The organism is Nocardia sp. NPDC050697, assembly GCF_040654395.1.
Classification (GTDB): domain Bacteria; phylum Actinomycetota; class Actinomycetes; order Mycobacteriales; family Mycobacteriaceae; genus Nocardia.
Genome location: NZ_JBFAHY010000003.1, coordinates 79911 through 96391, shown reverse-complemented (window position 1 = coordinate 96391; position 16481 = coordinate 79911). Strand labels below are relative to the sequence as shown.

Sequence of the window (16481 nt, the reverse complement as noted above, 5' to 3'; positions counted from 1 at the left end):
GTCGCCCGCCCGGGTGCCTGTGCCAGGATGAATCCGGGACCCTGCCCGGGCACAGAGTGACGCCGTCCGCGGGCGTCGTCCGCACGAACGAGGAGATTGCTGCGCCGTGACCAAGCCGGACGATTCCGAAGCGCCGCGCGCCGCCGACCCCGGGGGCGACCCCGATGCCCCCGACGTCGACCTCACCCTCGGCGGCACCGAACTCCCCGACCCCACCGCCCGCGCCCAGGCGCTCGCCCGCGACCTGGCCCGCGCCCTCGCCGCGCTCGGCCCGCCCGGCTGGCGCCGCCTGGCGGCGGTCTTCGCCATGACCACCACCGCCGAACTCGCGCTCATCACCTTCTTCGACGACGCCGGCCGCGGCCTGCGCGCACAGCCGACCCCGGACGTGCTCGAGCTGGTGCGCGCCCAGCGCGCGGTCGCCGCCGAACTGGGCGACGGGCCCTGGTGGCGCCTGCTGCTCGCCCTGCGCAGCACCGGCGAGATCGAGATCGACTACGACTACGGCGACGAGCCGTTCCCGGATGATCAGCTCTTCGGCCCGGAGGCCTACCGCGCCGATCTGGAGAGCTACCCGCGCTCCGGGCTGCCGGTCTGGCTCGCCGCCTACCTGTATCACGAAGGCGCGCAGACCCGTTCGCCGAAGGAGGCGGCGCGGCAGGCGCGGGACGACCGCGCGGCCGGGGTGGTCCCCACCGTGGCGGAGCGAGACTTCCCGGCTTTCCCGGTGCTGTGGGCGCGCTGGGCGGTGATGGCGGCCGCGTTCGTGGCGGCCGGTTCGCAGTGGGGCCCGCGCATGCTGCCCGCGCTCGGCTTCTTCGAGGGCTCGCGGCGCAGCGGTTCGACGCTGTACGTGCTGCCCGGTGGCCGCGCGGTGCTCTCCGGCGGTGTCTGGGGGTCCCCGGAGCTGGACGCCGTCTACAACGGCGGCGCGCCCGCGCCGCGCTGGTACGCGGGCGCCCCGGAGTGGGTCGCCAACCCGGTGCTGAACCCGCGCGCGGCGGCGGGCACGCTCTCGTTCTGCTACTGGTGGGAGGGCGGCGCCTGGCACCGCGGCGAATCGCCGACGGCGGACCGGCTGGCCGACGCGGTGCCCGGCATCTGGACCGGTGCGACCGTGGTCGACGTGGTCTCCGCCCTGCTCGCCGAGGAGCCGACCGAGCGGCAGCGCGAATCGGTCGCCAACCTGGTCTCGGCGGCCGAGATCGGCGTGGTGACGAGGGCGACGCTGGCCGAGGTCTTCGGCGACGGCGAGTACTTCGACCTGGACAGCGCCTACTACCAGCTCGGCATGGCCGGTGTGGTGCTGACGCTGCCGGAGCCGATGCCGCGGGCGGGCGCGATCTCCGCGGTCCGCAGGCACATCGGCGAGCAGGGCATCGACACCACCGGCTACCCGCTGGACGAATTGCGCGCCGATCGGCTCGGCGTCGGCTGGATGGTCTACGTGCCGACTCGCCCCGGCGAGATCGCCGTCGGCCGCGCCATCTTCTACGTCGCCGACGACGGGGTGCTGGAGCAGTCCTCCTCCTCGGTGCCGCCGTCCACGTACCTCGCCGAGTTCGAGCAGCGCTTCCAGCGCAGGCACGGCGGGGTCGGCGCCTGAGCTACCGCCGCTCCCGCGCCGCCAGCAGCCGCTCCCGCTCGGCGGCCAGGCTCGCCCCGGTGAAGCGGCCCGGCGCACGGGACCGCACGTAGTGCCCCTCCGCCGAGGCGAATGTCGCCTCGGGCACCGCGTCGGCGCCGGGCGGGAGGAATTTCAGCACCTCGTCCAGTGCGGCGACCGCGGTGGCGAGGAGCAGCCGCGCGGTCGCCGGGTCGGTGTCGGCGCGCACCAGCGCCGCCCGGTCGTCGGCGTACCAGAGCCAGACGCCGGGATCGAGCAGCCGCGAGGGCTCGGCGCCACCGAACCGGACGCCCTCGTCGGCGGGCGGGGGCGGCAGCGGCCGGTCCGGCAGCTGGAAGTCGTACACCCGCTCGGCACCGCAGCGCGGGCAGCGCGCCGTGTAGCGGGTCACCTGCACCCCGTCCAGATCGAGTACGGCGGCGTGGAACTCGGCATCCGGCTCGGCGCACCGGCCGCATGGGGTGAGCTCGAGGTAGAGCCGTGCCTCGGCATTGGTCCTCGCCTGCGGTGGCGCCACGGGTCAGCCCCCCTCCGGTGCGCGGTCCAGCTCGGGGTAGTGCGCCCGCGCCACACTGTTCATCCCCGCGATCGCGAGCTGCCCGACCCCGGCGCAGATCGGGCAGGTGCGCGCGCCGCGGCACTCGACGCAGCGCTGACGGCGCTGCTCGGCATCGAGGATCCAGCCGCGCCCGAAGCACTCCGGGCACCAGCCGAGCCCGTCGCACTCGTAGCAGAGCAGGTATCCCGCGCGCAGCGTCTCCGCCGTCACCACCGGCTCCGGCCGGGATTCGGCGGGCCGCTCGTACAGCACGTAGCCGGGGGTGGTGCCGCTGATCCCGAGCCCGGCGGCGCCGTGCGCGCGCACCCGCAGCCGGAAACCGGCGCGCTCGGCCACCAGCCCGTCGTCGGTGCCGGTGAGCCGCCAGCCCGCCGCCGCGAGCAGCTCGGCGGCGCCGGGCAGGTCACCGGGGATGTGCAGGGTGGCCGCGTAGTGGTGGCGCAGCGGTTCCCGCCACTCCAGCACGGCGGGCTCGGACAGCATGGTGAGCCCCGGCTGCTGCCCGGGTGCGAGTGCCGCGGCGAGGGCGAGCAGCTCGGCGCGCAGCAGCTCCGCGGCGCGCTCCAGCTCCCACCGGGCGGCGGCGTTCGCGGTGCCGGGGGATTCCGTCATGCGGGGCCGATCCGGTCCGGAAAGGGCTCCGCCGCATCGGGATCGGCGGGAAAGGGCGGGGTCGATCCGGAGACGCTGAGATGTCCGCGCACGCTCTGCCGGACGGCGAGGCGGTAGCCGTCGGCGGTGGCGACGGTGCCGCTGCGGGGCCGGGCCGCCCGGTCGCGCAGCGGCGTCAGCCCCCGGTCCTGCCACCGGCGGAGCACGGCGTCGAAGCAGTCGTCGGCGGCGTCCGGAGCGGGGCCGAGCACCCAGTACGCGATATCGGCGAAGACCAGGCTCGCACCGGTGTCGCTGTCGTTCCACGGCAGCGTGACGCCGTCGTGGAACGCCGCGTCCGGCAGCTCGGGGTGGCGCAGCACCAGCGCGGAGCCGGTGGGCAGCGGGTGCAGGATGTCCGCCAGATACCCGCACAGCCGCGCCCGGACGGCGGTCGCACCGGTCACCTCGGACATGGTTCCTCCTTCGCGCTCATCGAAGCAGATGCCCCCGCCCAGTGATGATCAGCCCCAGCGCGGTGTACGACGGGTGGGTGGAGTCGAGGTAGTTCGGCGCCGTGTGGTCGTCCGGGTTCCACCCGCGCAGCGTGTTGCTCGGCCGGGAGGCGGATTCGAACACCGTCGCGCCGAACGCCGGGCCGGCCGGCGGCGGGCCGTGCGTGCCCGGCATCAGCAGGATGGAGTCGTAGCGGGCCATCGTGGCGAAGACGTGCTTCCCGATGTCGGCCGGGTCGACCCCGGTCAGCCGCAGGTCGCTCACGTGCGGCACGCCGGTGCCCCAGCTGCCGATGAAGACCAGCGCGTCGGTGTTCAGCGCGTGCCCGTGCCCGGCCGCGTGGCCACCGGCGACGCCGCCGTAGGAGTGCGCGATGGTGGTGATGTGCGGCGGGGCTCCCCGGTGGGTCGCCCGCAGCCCGTCGTGGAACCGGCGGATCGTCGGCGCCCCCTCCTCCGCCGGTACCGACAGCAGCGCGGTGGCCAGCGAGTTCGGATTGTCGTAGGCGCCGAAGAGCAGCGTCGAGGTGGTGGCCTCGGGGTCGACGGCGAGCGCGGCCTGCCGTATCTGCGCCAGCGTCTGCGTGGCGTAGCCGACGCCGCTGCGCCGCCGGAAGGCCCCGGCCAGCTCGACCACCACGTTCTGCGCCGTGTCCGGGTCGCCGAGCGCGTAGATGTAGCGCAGGTCGGCGTCGAGGTAGGAGAGCAGGTAGGGCGGCCGGTTCCGCTGCGGCGCGTCCAGCAGCGTCAGCATGTCCCTGATGACGGAGAGCCGCGCCGCGATCTGTTCCGCCGCGTCCTGCCCGGCCTCGGCGAGCCGTGCCTCGGCCTCCGCGCGCAGCGCGGCCAGGGTCTGCCGGTTGTAGTGGTCCCGGTCGGCGTGCGGGATGCCGTCCCGGTTCCCGAGGTACGGATCGGCGCGGTACCAGGCGTTCCGCTCGGCGCGCGAGAGCTGCGACCACCGCTCGTGCAGCGCCTCCGGTGCGACCGGCAGCCCGATCGGCGGCGGTGCCGCGGCGGGGCTGATCTCGGCGTGCGGCGGCCACCGGTACCAGCGGGCACCGCCCTCCTCGACCAGGTCGATATCGGTGCCGGCGGCCGCCGCCTGGTTCCGGAAGATCACGTGGGCGCGCGTGGTCGCGACGTGGGACCGGAGGGTGAGGAAGTCGAGCGCGGCCGCGGTGCGGATCCCCGCCCTCGCCTCGGCCACGAGTTGCCTGTCCGCCCGCGGCAGCTGTGCTTCCGCCCGCGCGACGTCGGCGAGCAGCAGCTCGACCCGGGCGCGGCCGGCGCCGGTGAGGTGGTCGAGGACGATCTGCCTGCGCGGCCCCGCGCCCGGCGTCCCCTCCCGCAGCCCGAGCGCCTCGACGAGCAGGACCGCCTCCCAGCGGTCGGCACCCGCCCAGTCCGCCTGCTCGGCCAGCACCCGCAGCTCCTGGACGCGGCCGAGATCGTTCGCCGTCGGCACCGCGCCCGGCGCCGCCGGGCCGGGCCGCAGCACGCCGCCGTGCGTGTGCTGCACCGCCTCGCCGGCGATGAAGCGGTGGCGGTATTCCACGATCTCGCCGAGCACCCGCGCGAACGAGCGCTCCAGCTGGTCCGGACGCAGCCGTTCGTCGACCTGCGCCAGGTACTCGCCGCGGCGGAGGTGCACATGGGCCTGCGCTGCTGTCGCGCTGCCGAGCCGCGCGGTCTCGACCCGGATTTCGAAGGCGCCGTGCGCGTCGGTGACGCGGTAGCGGTCCGGGCCCGCCGCCTCCAGGGCCAGGTCGCCGTGGCCCCGCACGGCTCGCTCGACGACCGAGGGGAGTTGCTCGTGCAGGGTTCCGAGATGGTCGGCGGGGAACGGGCCGTACACCACCGAGCGGTCGGAGCCGGGGAGCGCGGCATCGGTGATCCGGTGGGTGCCCGGCTCGTAGACGATCACCGCGCGGTGGTCCGGGATGGGCGGCGCGACCCGGGCGATCGCCTGCAGATCCAGGACGTTCCGCTTGCCCGCGTCGATGGAGTACGGGTAGTCCTCGTTGCCCGGCGGGGTGAAGACCTCGCTCTCCACGATCCGGAAGGCGTCCGCGACGGCGGGGGGATGCACCCGGCGGATCGCCTCGAGCAGCAGGTCGGCCTGGATGTGGCCGCGGTCGCCGGGGTGGCCGGTGCCGTCGGTCTCCTGCGTCTTCATGTCCCACTGCACCTCGATGCGGGCTCCCGGCGCCAGCGACCGGGGCAGGCTGCGGGCCAGCGTGTCGTACGCGGCCTCGTCGAGGTGCGCGCTGACGTTGTTGACGACGACGCGGCCGATCCCACCGTTGCCGCCCGCGTTCAGGAAGCCGCCCGCGCCGAGCAGATCCCCGTAGATCGTGACCGCGCCCGGGATCGGCAGCGCGCCGGGGTCGAGCACGCCGAGGTCGCGCCTGCGCTGCCCGGCATCCGAGTAGTCGCTGGTCAGCTCGGTCTGGAGCACGAGACCGCCGCCGGCGCGGTCGGCGTCGGGGAGCAGCTCGGCGGCGAAGGCGCTGCGCCCGACGCCGACGTCGACGGTGTGCGCACCCGCCGCCGCGGCCCGCGCGGCGGCCGCCGGTCGCCGCTCGAACGGGACACCGTCCGTGTGCCTGAGGTTCTGCTCGAGGGGCAGCCGGTGCTGGGGCTGTGGGCGGGAGAGCAGCTGCAGCGTCGAGTGGTCGCCCACCCGATCGTGGATGACGAGGACATAATCCATGTCGATGCCGTTGGCCACCGCGCCCCGGTTGGCCTCGTCGATCAGCCGCAGCAGCGCGGTCGCAGGCACCTCGCTGTCGCGGGGCAGCCCGGGCAGCTCCTGGTCCAGCCGGACCGTTCCGGTCGAGTGGTCGAGCACCGCGCCGATCCGGGTCGGGGCCGCCGCGAAGGCGTCGGCCGCCCGGTGCATGGCCTCGATGTCGAGCGCGGCGTGCAGCGCGGGGGTGGCAGCCGCGAGGTTCGCCAGTGCGTCGATGGCGGTATGCAGCGCCGCGGCGCGCCGGGCGGGGGTCAGGTCGGGGGCGTTGATCGCCTGGGTGATCGGGGTGAGCAGGGGATTCAGTGCGGCCCGGACAGGTTTGCCCGCGGCCGCCGCGGCGGGCTCGAAGACCGGGTCGAAGATGCGGCGGGCCAGCTCCTCGTGCATTCGCCCGGCCAGCCCGAGCTGCTCGGCGGCGCGCAGTGCGCCCGCGTGCTCGCCGACGAGGTGCTGCTCCAGCCGGGCCAGGTGCTCGGCGGTGGCGGCGTCGAAGCCGGCGTCGGTGAGTGTGCGGGAGATCTCCGGGCGCGCGCCGAGCGCGTCCTGCTGCTCGAGCCGGATGCGTTGCGCCAGCTCCGGGCCGGCCTCGTGCAGCGCGCCGCGCAGCTGTTCGGTCAGCTCGGCCAGCGCGGCGCGGCGCGGGGCGAGCTGCTCGGCCCTGGTCGGGTCGGTGCGCGCACGGTCGACCTCGGTGGCCAGCACCCGGAGCTGGGCGAAGCGGCCCGCCGCGCTGGGGCCGGAGCCCCGCTCGGTCAGCTGGATCTCGGCGAGCACGTTCGCCACCACCCGGGTGACGTCGGCGTCCCTGGTGCCGGTCGAGAGGGTGACGTCGTAGCCGGAGCCGTCCCGGCGCGCGGCGTAGGTGGCCAGGTGGTTCTCCGGCACCGGGCCCGGTAGCAACCGGACCGTCCGGCGCGGCTCGGCGCCCGGCAGTTCGAAGACGCCGGTCGTGCGGTTCCAGATCATGTCGCCCGGTGTCACCAGCCGCAGGTCGGGCAGCACCTGCGCGAGGATGTCGGCCTCGGTGAGCTGAGCGCCGACGCGGGCCGAGCCGTGTGCCTCGCCCACCGCCTCCACCACCCCGGTGGCCGGCGGCGGCTCGCCGATCCTGGCCATCGGGCCGACCTCGTGCGGGTGCGTGGCGACCGGGTGCAGGGGGGTCCCGTCGGCATCGTAGGAGAGCGTGAGGATGCGCGAGACCGGCCGCGCCGCAGTCCATTCCGACAGCGGCAGCGAGCCGCCGGGCAGTGCGTCGTCGTGCACGGTGACGACGCCGCCGTCCACGGTGAGCGTGTACGCGTGCGCACCGACGTCGTAGCTGTCCGCCGGGCCCGGGTACTCGTCCACCACGACGACGGTGGCGCCGTCGCCGAGCGCGAGGAGGTCGGCGATCACCCGGTCGTGCGAGGGGGCCTCGCGCAGGCGGGTGCCGGCGTGCTCCTCCATGGTCTCCGCGGTGATGCCGCGCGCGCCCGGTTCGTCCGGGACCGTGACGGTGCCGGGCGGGGTGCGGGTGGCGGCGACGCCGAGGGCGCGGGGGCCGCAGTCGCCGGGGGTGTGCGCCGGCGGCGCGGGGCCGGGCGCGGGGCGGGTGACGCTGCCGTCGCCGGTGCCCGCCGTCGTGGTGGTGCGGGGCCGGGCTGCGGGGGTGTCGGGGACGGGGACGGGGATCGGGGCGACGACGGCCGGGGACGTCTGCTGCCGATCCTGCTGCGTGGCCTCCTGACCGGTGGAGGCGGCGTCGATCGGGGTGGTCGGGAGCGGGCCGGGGGCGGTGCCCGCGCGGGAGTGCGGTGGGTCGGGGAGTCCGGCGCCGCGGTCGGGGGCGCGGGTGTCGCCGGGGAGCCCGGCGGTGCCTGCGTGGGGGGTGCGGGTGTCGCCGGAAGGTGCGGCGGTGCCGCGCGGGGCGCCCTGCGGGTTGGCCGGGTTCGAGCTGGTGCCGGAGGTCGATCCGGTGGCGGAGCCGGCCGTTGCTCCGGCGGGAGAGCCCGAATTGTTCGTCGTGCCTGCACTCGCCGTCGCCCCGGTGGGGGAGCTGCCGGTGGCGGAGGTACCACCCGGCGTCGCGCCGGTTGCCGAGCTGCCCGGCGCGGTCGCGCCGGTGGCGGGGCCGGTGCTCGCCGTCGTGCCGAGTGCGGGCCCCGCGCCCGCGGCCGGTCCGCTCGCGGCAGCGGCCGGTGTGCCGGGCGCTGTCGGGCTCGAGCTGCCCTCGCGCCCGCTCGACCCGGTGCTGTCCGTCCGTACCGGCTGCGTTCCGTCGTCCCCACGCCCGCCGGAGTCGCCCTCCGCCGCCCGGGCACCCGGATCGCGTCCGCTCTCCGCTGCCCCGTCCTGCCGGGCAGCGCCATTGTCGGCTCCGGGCGCACTCGCATCCGCCCCGCCGTCGTGCCGGGCAGCGCCATTGTCGGCTCCGGGCGCACTCGCGTCCACCCCGCCGTCGTGCCGGGCAGCACCACCGCCGTCCGCGGCCCGCGCGCCCGGGTCCGCCGCCCCGTCCGGCCGAGCCCCGCTCGCACCGTCCGCTGCTCGCGTCCCGGAGTCACCCTCGGTCGCTGCCGCGCCGTCCTGCCGTGCGCCCGAATCAGTCCCGGCCGCACCGGAGCCCTGCGCCGGACCCGCCTCGGACTCGGCATCCACATCCCCGCGATCCCCGCGCGACCCACCGCCCGCACCGGGGGCCTGTGCCTCCGAACTCCCGCCCGGCGAGCTCGATTCGGCACCCGGAGCCACGGCCGCGGGGGTCTGTCCGGCCGCCGGCGACGTGCCGGGCGGCGAATCGCCCGGCGCCGAGGTACTCCCATCCCCACTCCCCGGCGCCCCCGGCGCGGTCACCGGCGCGACACCGCCTCCGTCCACCCCGGCTCCGATCGGCATCGGCCCCCCGGCCAGGTCGGACGTTCCGCGCGCCCCGTACACCGCACTCGGCCCGATCCCGCCGATCACCCCGCCGGTGAGCATGCGCGGATCGAACTCCCAGTTATTGGTGAACACTCCGGTGGCCACGTACGCCGCCCCCGCGCCGACCGCACCCGCCCCGGCGCCGGTGAGCGCGCCGCGGAACACACCGGGCAGCGTGCCGGGCAGCGCGTGGTGCAGCAGGTTGCCCCCCGCCCCGCCCGCCCCGCCCGCGATGGCGGAGATCCCGGTGTTGAGCCCGACCTGCCCCCAGTCGAACCCGTCCTTGTGCCCGCCCGAGATCTGGATCGCCTGCACCGAGAGTTCCTGAGCGGCACCCTGCAGCGCCTCGACGATCGCCTCCTGGGTGATCTCGTAGACGAGCCGCGTGGTGATGGTGCGCGCCACCTGGTTGGCGATCAGCCGCCCGACCATCCGCTCGATGTAGCCGAGCAGTCGCATGCCGAGCCAGCGGAACGCGAACTGCGCCGCTGCGATCGCCCCGGCCTGGGCGAACGGCGCGCCGGGGCCGAGGAAGAGCGCATAGGCCAGCTCCGCGGCGAGCAGCACCAGCCCGGCGATCACATTGAGCTTGGCGGCCTGGAGCTGATCGCCCATCTGATCGGCGGAGTCGGCCAGGGCGGTGAAGTTCTCGGCCAGCTTCTGCAGCGAGCCGTCGCCGGAGCGCAGCTGCCCGAGGAAGTCGGCCATCTTCTCCCTGCCCTCACCCGCCGGGTACACGGCGAGCGTGGTGCGGGTGGCGGTCTCCAGATCACCGAGCAGGCGCTCCACGTCGGCGCCGATGGCGCGCAGTTCGCGCGACATCTCCCACATGGAGTCCTCGTTGCCGTGCGGCCAGTCGCTGCCCGCGACCCATTCCAGCCACTCCAGGTACGGGGGAAGGTAGAGCGCCATACCGCCGCGGTCCGCCGATCACCAGCCGGAGTCGGTGACCCCGGCGCCCGGCCGGCTGTCCTCGATCTCGGCGTAGGCCGGTGTGGCCGCGTCCTGCTCGGCGGCGACGCGATCCGCGGAGTTCGGCGGCGTGGTGGGAGTCGGCGGCGCCACGGGGACCTCGCTCGCGAAATCCGGCATGCCCTCCACGATCTCGGCGAACCCGGGCAGCCGCGCGCGCTCGTCCAGCAGCGGCGCCACCAGCTCCTGGCCCTTGCGCGCGACCTCGGCGGCCGCCTCCTGGGTGGCCACGACCACCGCCTTGGCGATCTCGTCGTAGCGGAGGTCGTCGATGTGCGCGGAGAACTTGACGTCGATGACGAGGCCGTCGGCGTTGACCGTCACCGAAACCCGTTTGCCGCGTGCGGTGGCCACCGCGGTGAGCTGGGCGCGGCGCTGCTGTGCCCGAGCGATCGCGGTCATCCTGGACCGGAATTCGGCGAGCAGCGCCGCCGTCGTCGCCTCGGCGTCCTGGTTCGGCATCGGCGGCTCAGAAGCTCTCGGTGGATGCCCACTCGTTGTTGCGCAGCGCACCCGCGGCCTTCGCCTGCCCGTCGGAGACCTGGCCGAGCGTCTCGGCGAGGTTGCCGGTGCTGCTCGCGGTGCTGCCGGCGCCGAGCGCGAAACCCTGGTCCCCCGAGGCGAACCGCGCGCCGAACTTGTCGGCGCCCCAGGCCGCCGAGCCCGGTGCGAGCGCCGCCTCCGCACGGTCGGCGAGCCCCCGCAACCGATCTCCGAGACTCCCGATCTGGGTCGATGCCCGCTGCAGACCGTCCGGATCGACCTCGACTCTGTCCGCCATCCCGAACCCCTCTCGATCCCTCTCCCGGGGAACGCACCCACCCGGGAGACACGGCCTCTGTTCCTCGACTGTGCACCAATATCCGGACGACATCAAGGTGAACAGGGCACACCGCGCGCCAGAAGTTCCGGTGGCTTGTGCGTGCGCGCGGGCGCCGCGGGCGGACATTGTCGGTACGCCGTGTCAGTATGGGCAGACCGGGACGGAGCGCTCCGGGGTTCGCTCCGTGCGCACCCGCGGCAGCGCAGACCCAGTAGGAGTTGACCGATGGCCGAACCGAGTCCGTGGAGTGCGCTCAAGGGGGGCAGGCTCCGGCTGGAGGGTGACGCGGCGACGCGCGCGGCCGGGCTGGCCGCCGATCTGCTCGACGTCATCGAAGCGGTGCTGCCCACGGTGCCGCAGCTGAAGGCCTTCGACGGGCTGACCCAGTACATTCCGTCGGCGCAGCGGTTGCAGCAGAAGTTCCGGATGGCGGGGGAGAGCGCGGAGACCGTTCTCGGTGATCACAAGCGCATCCTGCAGGACATGGGCGAGGCCTTCATCGCCGCGCAGCAGAGCTACGACGGCAGCGAAGCCGATGCCAAGCGTGACTTCGACGCCCTGCGCCGGAACAGCCACGCGGGCGATGCGATTAATGCGTCCGGTCCGCTGAACGGCAGCCAGCGCGCGCCGGAGTGGGGCGGTACCTACCGCCGGGACAATCCCGGTGAGTACCGGCCGCCGCCCGAGCTGACCGGGGTGCAGGGGCCGCGGGACACCTCGGTGGTGGATACCGAGCCGGTGCCGTGGATGAATTACACCAGGGCCTATCAGATCTGGACCGACAGCTTCACGAAGTCGTACGACATCAACGAGACCGGCGCACTCTGGCGCTGGCTCTCGACCGAGCTCGACACCGGCTTCTCCACGTTCAACAACCTCTTCACCAACCTGCTGAACGGTCGGTGGGAGGGGCAGGGCGCGGATCGGGCCAGGGCCGCCGTCACCGCGTACAAGGACAACGGCGGCCTGTTCGCGACGGCGGCCAAGACCATCGGCGACAACCTCTACAACGTCTCCGGCTGGTACTGGACGTTCACCGCGAACCTCACCAATATCCCGCCGGAGCAGGCATCCACCAGCACGATCCGGGAGCGCACCGAGAACGCCCAGTGGGCGTTCGGCAGCTGGTACAAGCCGGGCGTCGCGACGGCGAGCGGCGCGATCCCGACCATTCCGGTCGCCATGAATCCCATTGTGGGCCAGCCGGACCCGAACCAAGGTGGCAACAAACCGGCGAACCAGAACAGCGGGGGTGGCGGCGGGGGCACCGGCGGCGGTGGCGGCGGCGGCACCGGTGGCGGTGGCGCCGGTGGCGGGGGCACGGGGCAGCAGCAGGCCCAGCTGGCGGCGTTGCAGGCCGCGCGGCAGGCGGGTCAGCAGCAGCAGCAGGATCAGCTCGCCGCGCAGCAGCGCGCCCAGGAGGCCGCGCAGCGGCAGGCGGAACAGGTCGCGGGGCAACAGCGGCAGGCGCAGCAGGTGGCGGCGCAGCAGGCCGGGCATCAGCAGGCGCAGCAAGCCGCACAGCAGGCCGCACAGCAGGCCGCGCAACAGGCACAGCAGGCCCTGCAACAGGGTTCGCAGGGGGCGCAGCAGGCCCTGCAGGCCGCGCAACAGGCGGCGCAGGAAGCGCTGGGGGCGGGAATTCCGACCATGCCCGCGGGGCTCGCCGGGTTCAACCCCAAAGAGGAGATCGCCAAGGCGCTCGGCAAAGGCGGCGGTGGCGCCGGTGGCGGTTCCGGGGGTGGAGCGGGCGCTGGTGCCGGCGGCGGGGCCGGGGTGCCGAAGGCCGACCCGCTCAGTGCGGCCGCGAAGCTCTTCCCGCGCGCGGACCTCAACGGCGCGGCCGCCGCGGCGGTGGGCCGGGCCGGGCTCGCGGCGACGGCGGGGCAACCCGGTGCGCCGGGTGGCATGGGGCCCGCGGGTGCGGGCGCCGCCGGGCAGCAGCAGAAGGAGTACAAGCGGGCGGACTACCTGGACTCGGTGGAGCACCTGGAGGAGGCGCTCGGTGCGGCGCCGGTAGTCGCCAAACCGATCGTCGAGCGATGAGCACCGTCCAGGAGTTCGATGCGATCGAGTTCTTCACGCTGTGGGACGACGCGCGCCTCGGCATGCTGCCCGCGCCGTTCTACTTCAGCACCGATATCGAGAGCGAAGCCGAGTTCGAGGCCGAGACGGCGCGGGCCAGGGAGCGGCTGGCCTGCCGCACCGGCCCGCCGCTCGACCAGTTCCTGACGGCGCTGGCCCGGCCGGACATCGGCATCGTGCTCACCGGGTGGGATTCGGCCGATCCGATGCGGGCCGGCGGGCTGGTCCGGGTGCTCGGTGTCCGCCGCGGCGCGGCCGGGTACGTGATCGAGCAGCGCCCGGGCCGGACGTTCTTCCACAGCGGCGGCTTCACCGTGACCGGGTGCGATGCCGTGCGGCTCGCCGAGGTGGTGGCCGGGGCGCTGCCGGCGGAGCGCGCGGGCAGCCTGCCGGAGACGCCGCTGCCCGCGGGCGTCGAGGCCGACGTGGACTACTCGTTCGGCCGGTCCGCCGTGCACGACTCCTTCGACGACCCGCCGGAGGAGCGGGCGCGGCACTTCCTGAACCTGCCGACCACCCGCACCGGAACGATCGAGATCGTCCAGGGCCGCTCGGTCTTCGGGCCGCGCGGGCTGACGAGGCACCTGCTGGAGTGGCGCGATGTGCTCGGCGACGGCCGGTACCTGGTGGACGACCGCACGCCGCCGGTCGCCGTCGGCACCGGCCCCGAGCAGCTCACCGCCCTGATCAACACCCGCATCGCGGCGGTGGTCAGGGCGATCAAGGACGAGCCGGTACCGCGGTGAACACGGGAGGAGCCGAGGTGGGCGACGAGGAGAAGCCACTGCCGATGGAGTGGAGCGCCGTCTCGCGCTCCGGCGCGATCGTCGTGCGCACCACCGAGCAGGGGCTGCCGATCGGGCTGGTCGTGGAAGCGGCCGAGCTGCGGCGGAATCCGGCGGAGCTGGCGGCCGAGATCGTGCGGCTCTGCAAGCGCTCCGCCGACCGCGCCGGGCTGGCCAGGCGGGCGCAGCTGGCGGCGGCGGGGCTGGCGCCGGAGATGCTGGCGCTCACCGGGCTGCCGACCGAGGAAGAGGTGGCTCGCCGGGAGCAGGCCGAAGAGGAAGAATTCGACACCGAGCCGCGCAGCTGGTTGCGGCCGATCTGACCGGCGTGCCGGGAAACCGGATCGCCGGACAGTACGAACTATTCGAGCGGAAGCAGCGCGAAGGGCGGGACCGTGTACGAAACGATGGACGAGCTCGAGGCGGGGGTGCGCAAACGGCTGTTCCGCTTGAAAGACCTCGCCGATGACATGGCGGGCGTCCGGGGCAGGTGGACCTCCGAGGACGGGGCGGTCACCGTGGAGGTGGACGGCAACGGCGCGCTGGTCGACCTGGTTCTCGCCCCGTCGATCTCGGCGCTCACGCCGGCGGATTTCGAGCAGCGGGTGGTCGCGACGGCGAATGCCGCGGCGCGCGCGGCCTTCGAACGGCGGGCGAAACTGGTGAATGCTTTCAACGCGGAAGTCGCGGAATAGACACTCGCAGTTCATGTCTGCGGTGCACAGTGGCGTGCGAACCGGTTGGCCTGCGATGATGTGGGGAAGGGTGGGAATTACGCGGTCCGGGAACCATTCCCGGTTGGTACATTCGGAACAGCGGTCAATTGCGCTACGGGATCGGGGAATACGATGAGCAAAGTTGTAGCGGCTGTACCGGAGGCGATTCACGCGTACGGTGTCGCGTCGGCGGCCATGGCGCAGGGGGTCGCCGCGGCCGGATCGGTCGACCAGGCCGCAACGGTCGCGGCCACCGTTCCGGTCTTCGGGCTGATCGGCCAGGACTTCCTGCTCGCCTTCGCGGTCGCGCAGGCGAATCACCTCTCGTCGGTCCTGGAGCTGGCCGCGGTGCACGCGGCGACCGCGCTCACCGCGCACGAGGGCGCCGCGGCCTACGAGACCGGTGAGGCCACCTCCGTCGGTGCGCTGAACGCCGCGCGATGAGCGCCCCGATCGATCCGGCGATCGCCGAGCTGCTGCGGGGCAGCGCCCTCGCGCCGCTGATCGATCGGCCGGTGAACGACATCCTGCGCGACCTCGGGCTGCCACCGCTGCCCGAACTCCCCGCGCTGCCGCCGCTGCCCGAGCTGCCGCCGCTGCCGATGATCGATCTGACCGCGCTGGCGCGCCCGCTCACCGACATGGCGAGCAGCTTCGGCACCGGCACGCTCGGGGCGGCCGCCGGGCCGGGCCCGGACCCCACCCAGGTGCTCACCGGCGTCACCACCGCGCTGCAGACCGCGACGACGCTGGGCAGCACCGCGCTCCAGGCGGTCATGGCGCTCTGGCAGGGCGCGGGCGCGGAGGCCGCGACCGGGAAGGCCGGCCAGGCCGCGGCCAACGGCGCCGCGCTGCAGACCCAGAGCGTGCAGGAGAAGACCGTCCTCACCGGCGCCGCCACCTCGGTCGGGGTCGGCGCGGGGCTGATGGGCGCGGTGATCACGAAGTACGTGGCCTCGGTGGCGGCCTCGGCGCCGTTCCTCTCCGCGCCGGGCGGGCAGGCGTTCCTGGTGGCCGCGACGGTCTCGGCGATCACCGAGGCGCTCGCCGTCGTCACCAAGACCAGGGTCGAGCTCACCGGACACTCCGGGAACATGGCCGCGGCGGGTCAGAAGGTGGCGATCACGAACGCGCCGACCGGAGTCGACTCCGCGCAGCAGATCATGCAGCTGCTGCAGCTGGTCACCCCGCTGCTCACCGCGGCGAGCAGCGGCGCGCAGCAGCTGACCCAGCTGGCCGCGGCGAACCCCGCGCTGCTCGCGCCCAAGCAGGTCGCGAAGCCGGGTGCGGAGGGCGAGCACGGCCTCGACCCGGCGAAGCCGGAGGGCGAGCACCCCGGCCTCGGTGCCGGCGGTGGTGGCGGTGGCGGGCTCGGCGGTGGCGGCGTCGGCGCTGCGGCCCCGGTCGCGGCCCCGCTGAACGCGTACTCCGGCACCCGCACGGCCGCCGTGGGCCCGGTGCCGGCAAATCTCGCTCCCGGCGGCGGCGATCCGGCCGCGGGCACCCGTCCGGCGGCCACGGTCGGCTCCGGCTCGCCCGGCGGGATGATGCCGATGGGGGCCGCGGGCGGGGCGGGGATGGCCGGTGCGCGCGGCGGGGGCGACGGCGGCGACACCCCCGGTTTCCTGGTCTCCGCGGCCTACGGCGACGAGGTGGTCGGCGAGCTCGACGGCGCCTCGCTGCCGGTCGTCGGCGCCGCCGAACCGGTGGGCGCCGACTCCCCGCCGGACAAGGAACTGACCCTCTAGATCCAGGACACGGCTCGATGCAGGAGGTTGCGATGGACCGCCGTGAAGTGAGCACCCCCGATTTCCAGGGCGTGCAGTTCGACGAGGCCTCGGCGCGGACCGCCGCGCTGGAGCTGGACGGCCTCGCCGACCGGCTGGAGCGCGACCTGCTCGGCGCCGAACCCGCGCTCGCGGTGCCGCCGGCCGGCGTCGACGAGGTGTCGGTGCGCGCCGCGACGACCATGACCGAGGTCGGCACCTCCTTCCAGGAGGCGGCCGCCGCCGGCGTGCTCGAGCTGCGCAAGCTGGCGGCGACGCTGCGCGACCAGGTGAACCAGTTCGGCCGCGCCGAACAGGACAACGCGACCGGCTTCGGTGGCACCGCCGTCGGCGGGGCTGCCTGACCCGGGGATTTCCCACGGAGTAGG

Annotated in this window: 14 protein-coding genes; 8 read left to right on the top strand and 6 right to left on the bottom strand. The window is 74.6% G+C overall.

Going from position 1 to position 16481, the window contains the following annotated elements:
- Nucleotides 1-106: 106 nt before the first annotated feature.
- The gene (locus AB0H71_RS12340; RefSeq protein WP_357018733.1) at nt 107-1606 is read left to right on the top strand and encodes a hypothetical protein; all 1500 of its coding nucleotides are present in this window, start codon (nt 107-109) and stop codon (nt 1604-1606) included.
- Between the two features lies 1 nt (nt 1607).
- Here AB0H71_RS12340 and AB0H71_RS12335 read toward each other — a convergent pair whose 3' ends face one another.
- From AB0H71_RS12335 to AB0H71_RS12310, 6 genes are read right to left on the bottom strand one after another with little or no spacing between them, the layout of a single operon-like run.
- Entirely contained in the window at nt 1608-2144 is a 537-nt protein-coding gene (locus AB0H71_RS12335) for a hypothetical protein (protein WP_357018731.1), read from the bottom strand.
- Nucleotides 2145-2147: 3 nt separating this feature from the next.
- On the bottom strand, nt 2148-2798 hold the full coding sequence (locus tag AB0H71_RS12330) for a hypothetical protein (RefSeq protein ID WP_357018729.1): 651 nt from the start codon (nt 2796-2798) through the stop codon (nt 2148-2150).
- The gene (locus AB0H71_RS12325; protein WP_357018727.1) at nt 2795-3253 is read right to left on the bottom strand and encodes a hypothetical protein; all 459 of its coding nucleotides are present in this window, start codon (nt 3251-3253) and stop codon (nt 2795-2797) included. Before AB0H71_RS12325 ends, AB0H71_RS12330 begins: the two co-directional genes overlap by 4 nt.
- A 16-nt stretch (nt 3254-3269) precedes the next feature.
- Entirely contained in the window at nt 3270-9857 is a 6588-nt protein-coding gene (locus AB0H71_RS12320) for a hypothetical protein (RefSeq protein WP_357018724.1), read from the bottom strand.
- A gap of 18 nt (nt 9858-9875) precedes the next feature.
- A complete protein-coding gene (locus tag AB0H71_RS12315; RefSeq protein ID WP_357018721.1) occupies nt 9876-10379 on the bottom strand; it encodes a YbaB/EbfC family nucleoid-associated protein in 504 nt (167 codons plus the stop codon).
- A 7-nt stretch (nt 10380-10386) separates the two neighbouring features.
- A complete protein-coding gene (locus tag AB0H71_RS12310; protein ID WP_357018718.1) occupies nt 10387-10698 on the bottom strand; it encodes a hypothetical protein in 312 nt (103 codons plus the stop codon).
- Nucleotides 10699-10965: 267 nt separating this feature from the next.
- On the opposite strand from AB0H71_RS12310, the gene AB0H71_RS12305 reads away from it, so the two are divergent.
- From AB0H71_RS12305 to AB0H71_RS12275, 7 genes are all read left to right on the top strand, one after another.
- The gene (locus AB0H71_RS12305; protein WP_357018715.1) at nt 10966-12786 is read left to right on the top strand and encodes a hypothetical protein; all 1821 of its coding nucleotides are present in this window, start codon (nt 10966-10968) and stop codon (nt 12784-12786) included.
- Complete coding sequence (locus tag AB0H71_RS12300) at nt 12783-13571, top strand: ESX secretion-associated protein EspG (protein WP_357018713.1); 789 nt, start codon at nt 12783-12785, stop codon at nt 13569-13571. The genes AB0H71_RS12305 and AB0H71_RS12300 overlap by 4 nt, the downstream gene beginning before the upstream one ends.
- A 17-nt stretch (nt 13572-13588) precedes the next feature.
- On the top strand, nt 13589-13933 hold the full coding sequence (locus AB0H71_RS12295) for a hypothetical protein (RefSeq protein WP_357018710.1): 345 nt from the start codon (nt 13589-13591) through the stop codon (nt 13931-13933).
- Between the two features lie 84 nt (nt 13934-14017).
- Nucleotides 14018-14305, top strand: a complete 288-nt coding sequence (locus AB0H71_RS12290; RefSeq protein ID WP_357018707.1) for a YbaB/EbfC family nucleoid-associated protein — start codon at nt 14018-14020, stop codon at nt 14303-14305.
- 153 nt (nt 14306-14458) lie between these two features.
- Nucleotides 14459-14770, top strand: coding sequence for a hypothetical protein (locus AB0H71_RS12285; RefSeq protein ID WP_357018705.1), 312 nt, complete (start codon nt 14459-14461; stop codon nt 14768-14770).
- On the top strand, nt 14767-16074 hold the full coding sequence (locus AB0H71_RS12280; RefSeq protein WP_357018702.1) for a hypothetical protein: 1308 nt from the start codon (nt 14767-14769) through the stop codon (nt 16072-16074). Before AB0H71_RS12285 ends, AB0H71_RS12280 begins: the two co-directional genes overlap by 4 nt.
- 32 nt (nt 16075-16106) lie before the next feature.
- A complete protein-coding gene (locus AB0H71_RS12275) occupies nt 16107-16457 on the top strand; it encodes a PE family protein (protein ID WP_357018699.1) in 351 nt (116 codons plus the stop codon).
- Nucleotides 16458-16481 lie beyond the last annotated feature (24 nt).

Excerpts from the sequence above, each read along its gene's own strand:
- AB0H71_RS12330 (WP_357018729.1), bottom strand. The coding sequence starts at position 2,798 with ATGACGGAATCCCCCGGCACCGCGAACGCCGCCGCCCGGTGGGAGCTG.
- AB0H71_RS12325 (WP_357018727.1), bottom strand. The coding sequence starts at position 3,253 with ATGTCCGAGGTGACCGGTGCGACCGCCGTCCGGGCGCGGCTGTGCGGG.
- AB0H71_RS12320 (WP_357018724.1), bottom strand. The coding sequence starts at position 9,857 with ATGGCGCTCTACCTTCCCCCGTACCTGGAGTGGCTGGAATGGGTCGCG.
- AB0H71_RS12315 (WP_357018721.1), bottom strand. The coding sequence starts at position 10,379 with ATGCCGAACCAGGACGCCGAGGCGACGACGGCGGCGCTGCTCGCCGAA.
- AB0H71_RS12310 (WP_357018718.1), bottom strand. The coding sequence starts at position 10,698 with ATGGCGGACAGAGTCGAGGTCGATCCGGACGGTCTGCAGCGGGCATCG.
- AB0H71_RS12305 (WP_357018715.1), top strand. The coding sequence starts at position 10,966 with ATGGCCGAACCGAGTCCGTGGAGTGCGCTCAAGGGGGGCAGGCTCCGG.
- AB0H71_RS12300 (WP_357018713.1), top strand. The coding sequence starts at position 12,783 with ATGAGCACCGTCCAGGAGTTCGATGCGATCGAGTTCTTCACGCTGTGG.
- AB0H71_RS12290 (WP_357018707.1), top strand. The coding sequence starts at position 14,018 with ATGGACGAGCTCGAGGCGGGGGTGCGCAAACGGCTGTTCCGCTTGAAA.
- AB0H71_RS12285 (WP_357018705.1), top strand. The coding sequence starts at position 14,459 with ATGAGCAAAGTTGTAGCGGCTGTACCGGAGGCGATTCACGCGTACGGT.
- AB0H71_RS12280 (WP_357018702.1), top strand. The coding sequence starts at position 14,767 with ATGAGCGCCCCGATCGATCCGGCGATCGCCGAGCTGCTGCGGGGCAGC.
- AB0H71_RS12275 (WP_357018699.1), top strand. The coding sequence starts at position 16,107 with ATGGACCGCCGTGAAGTGAGCACCCCCGATTTCCAGGGCGTGCAGTTC.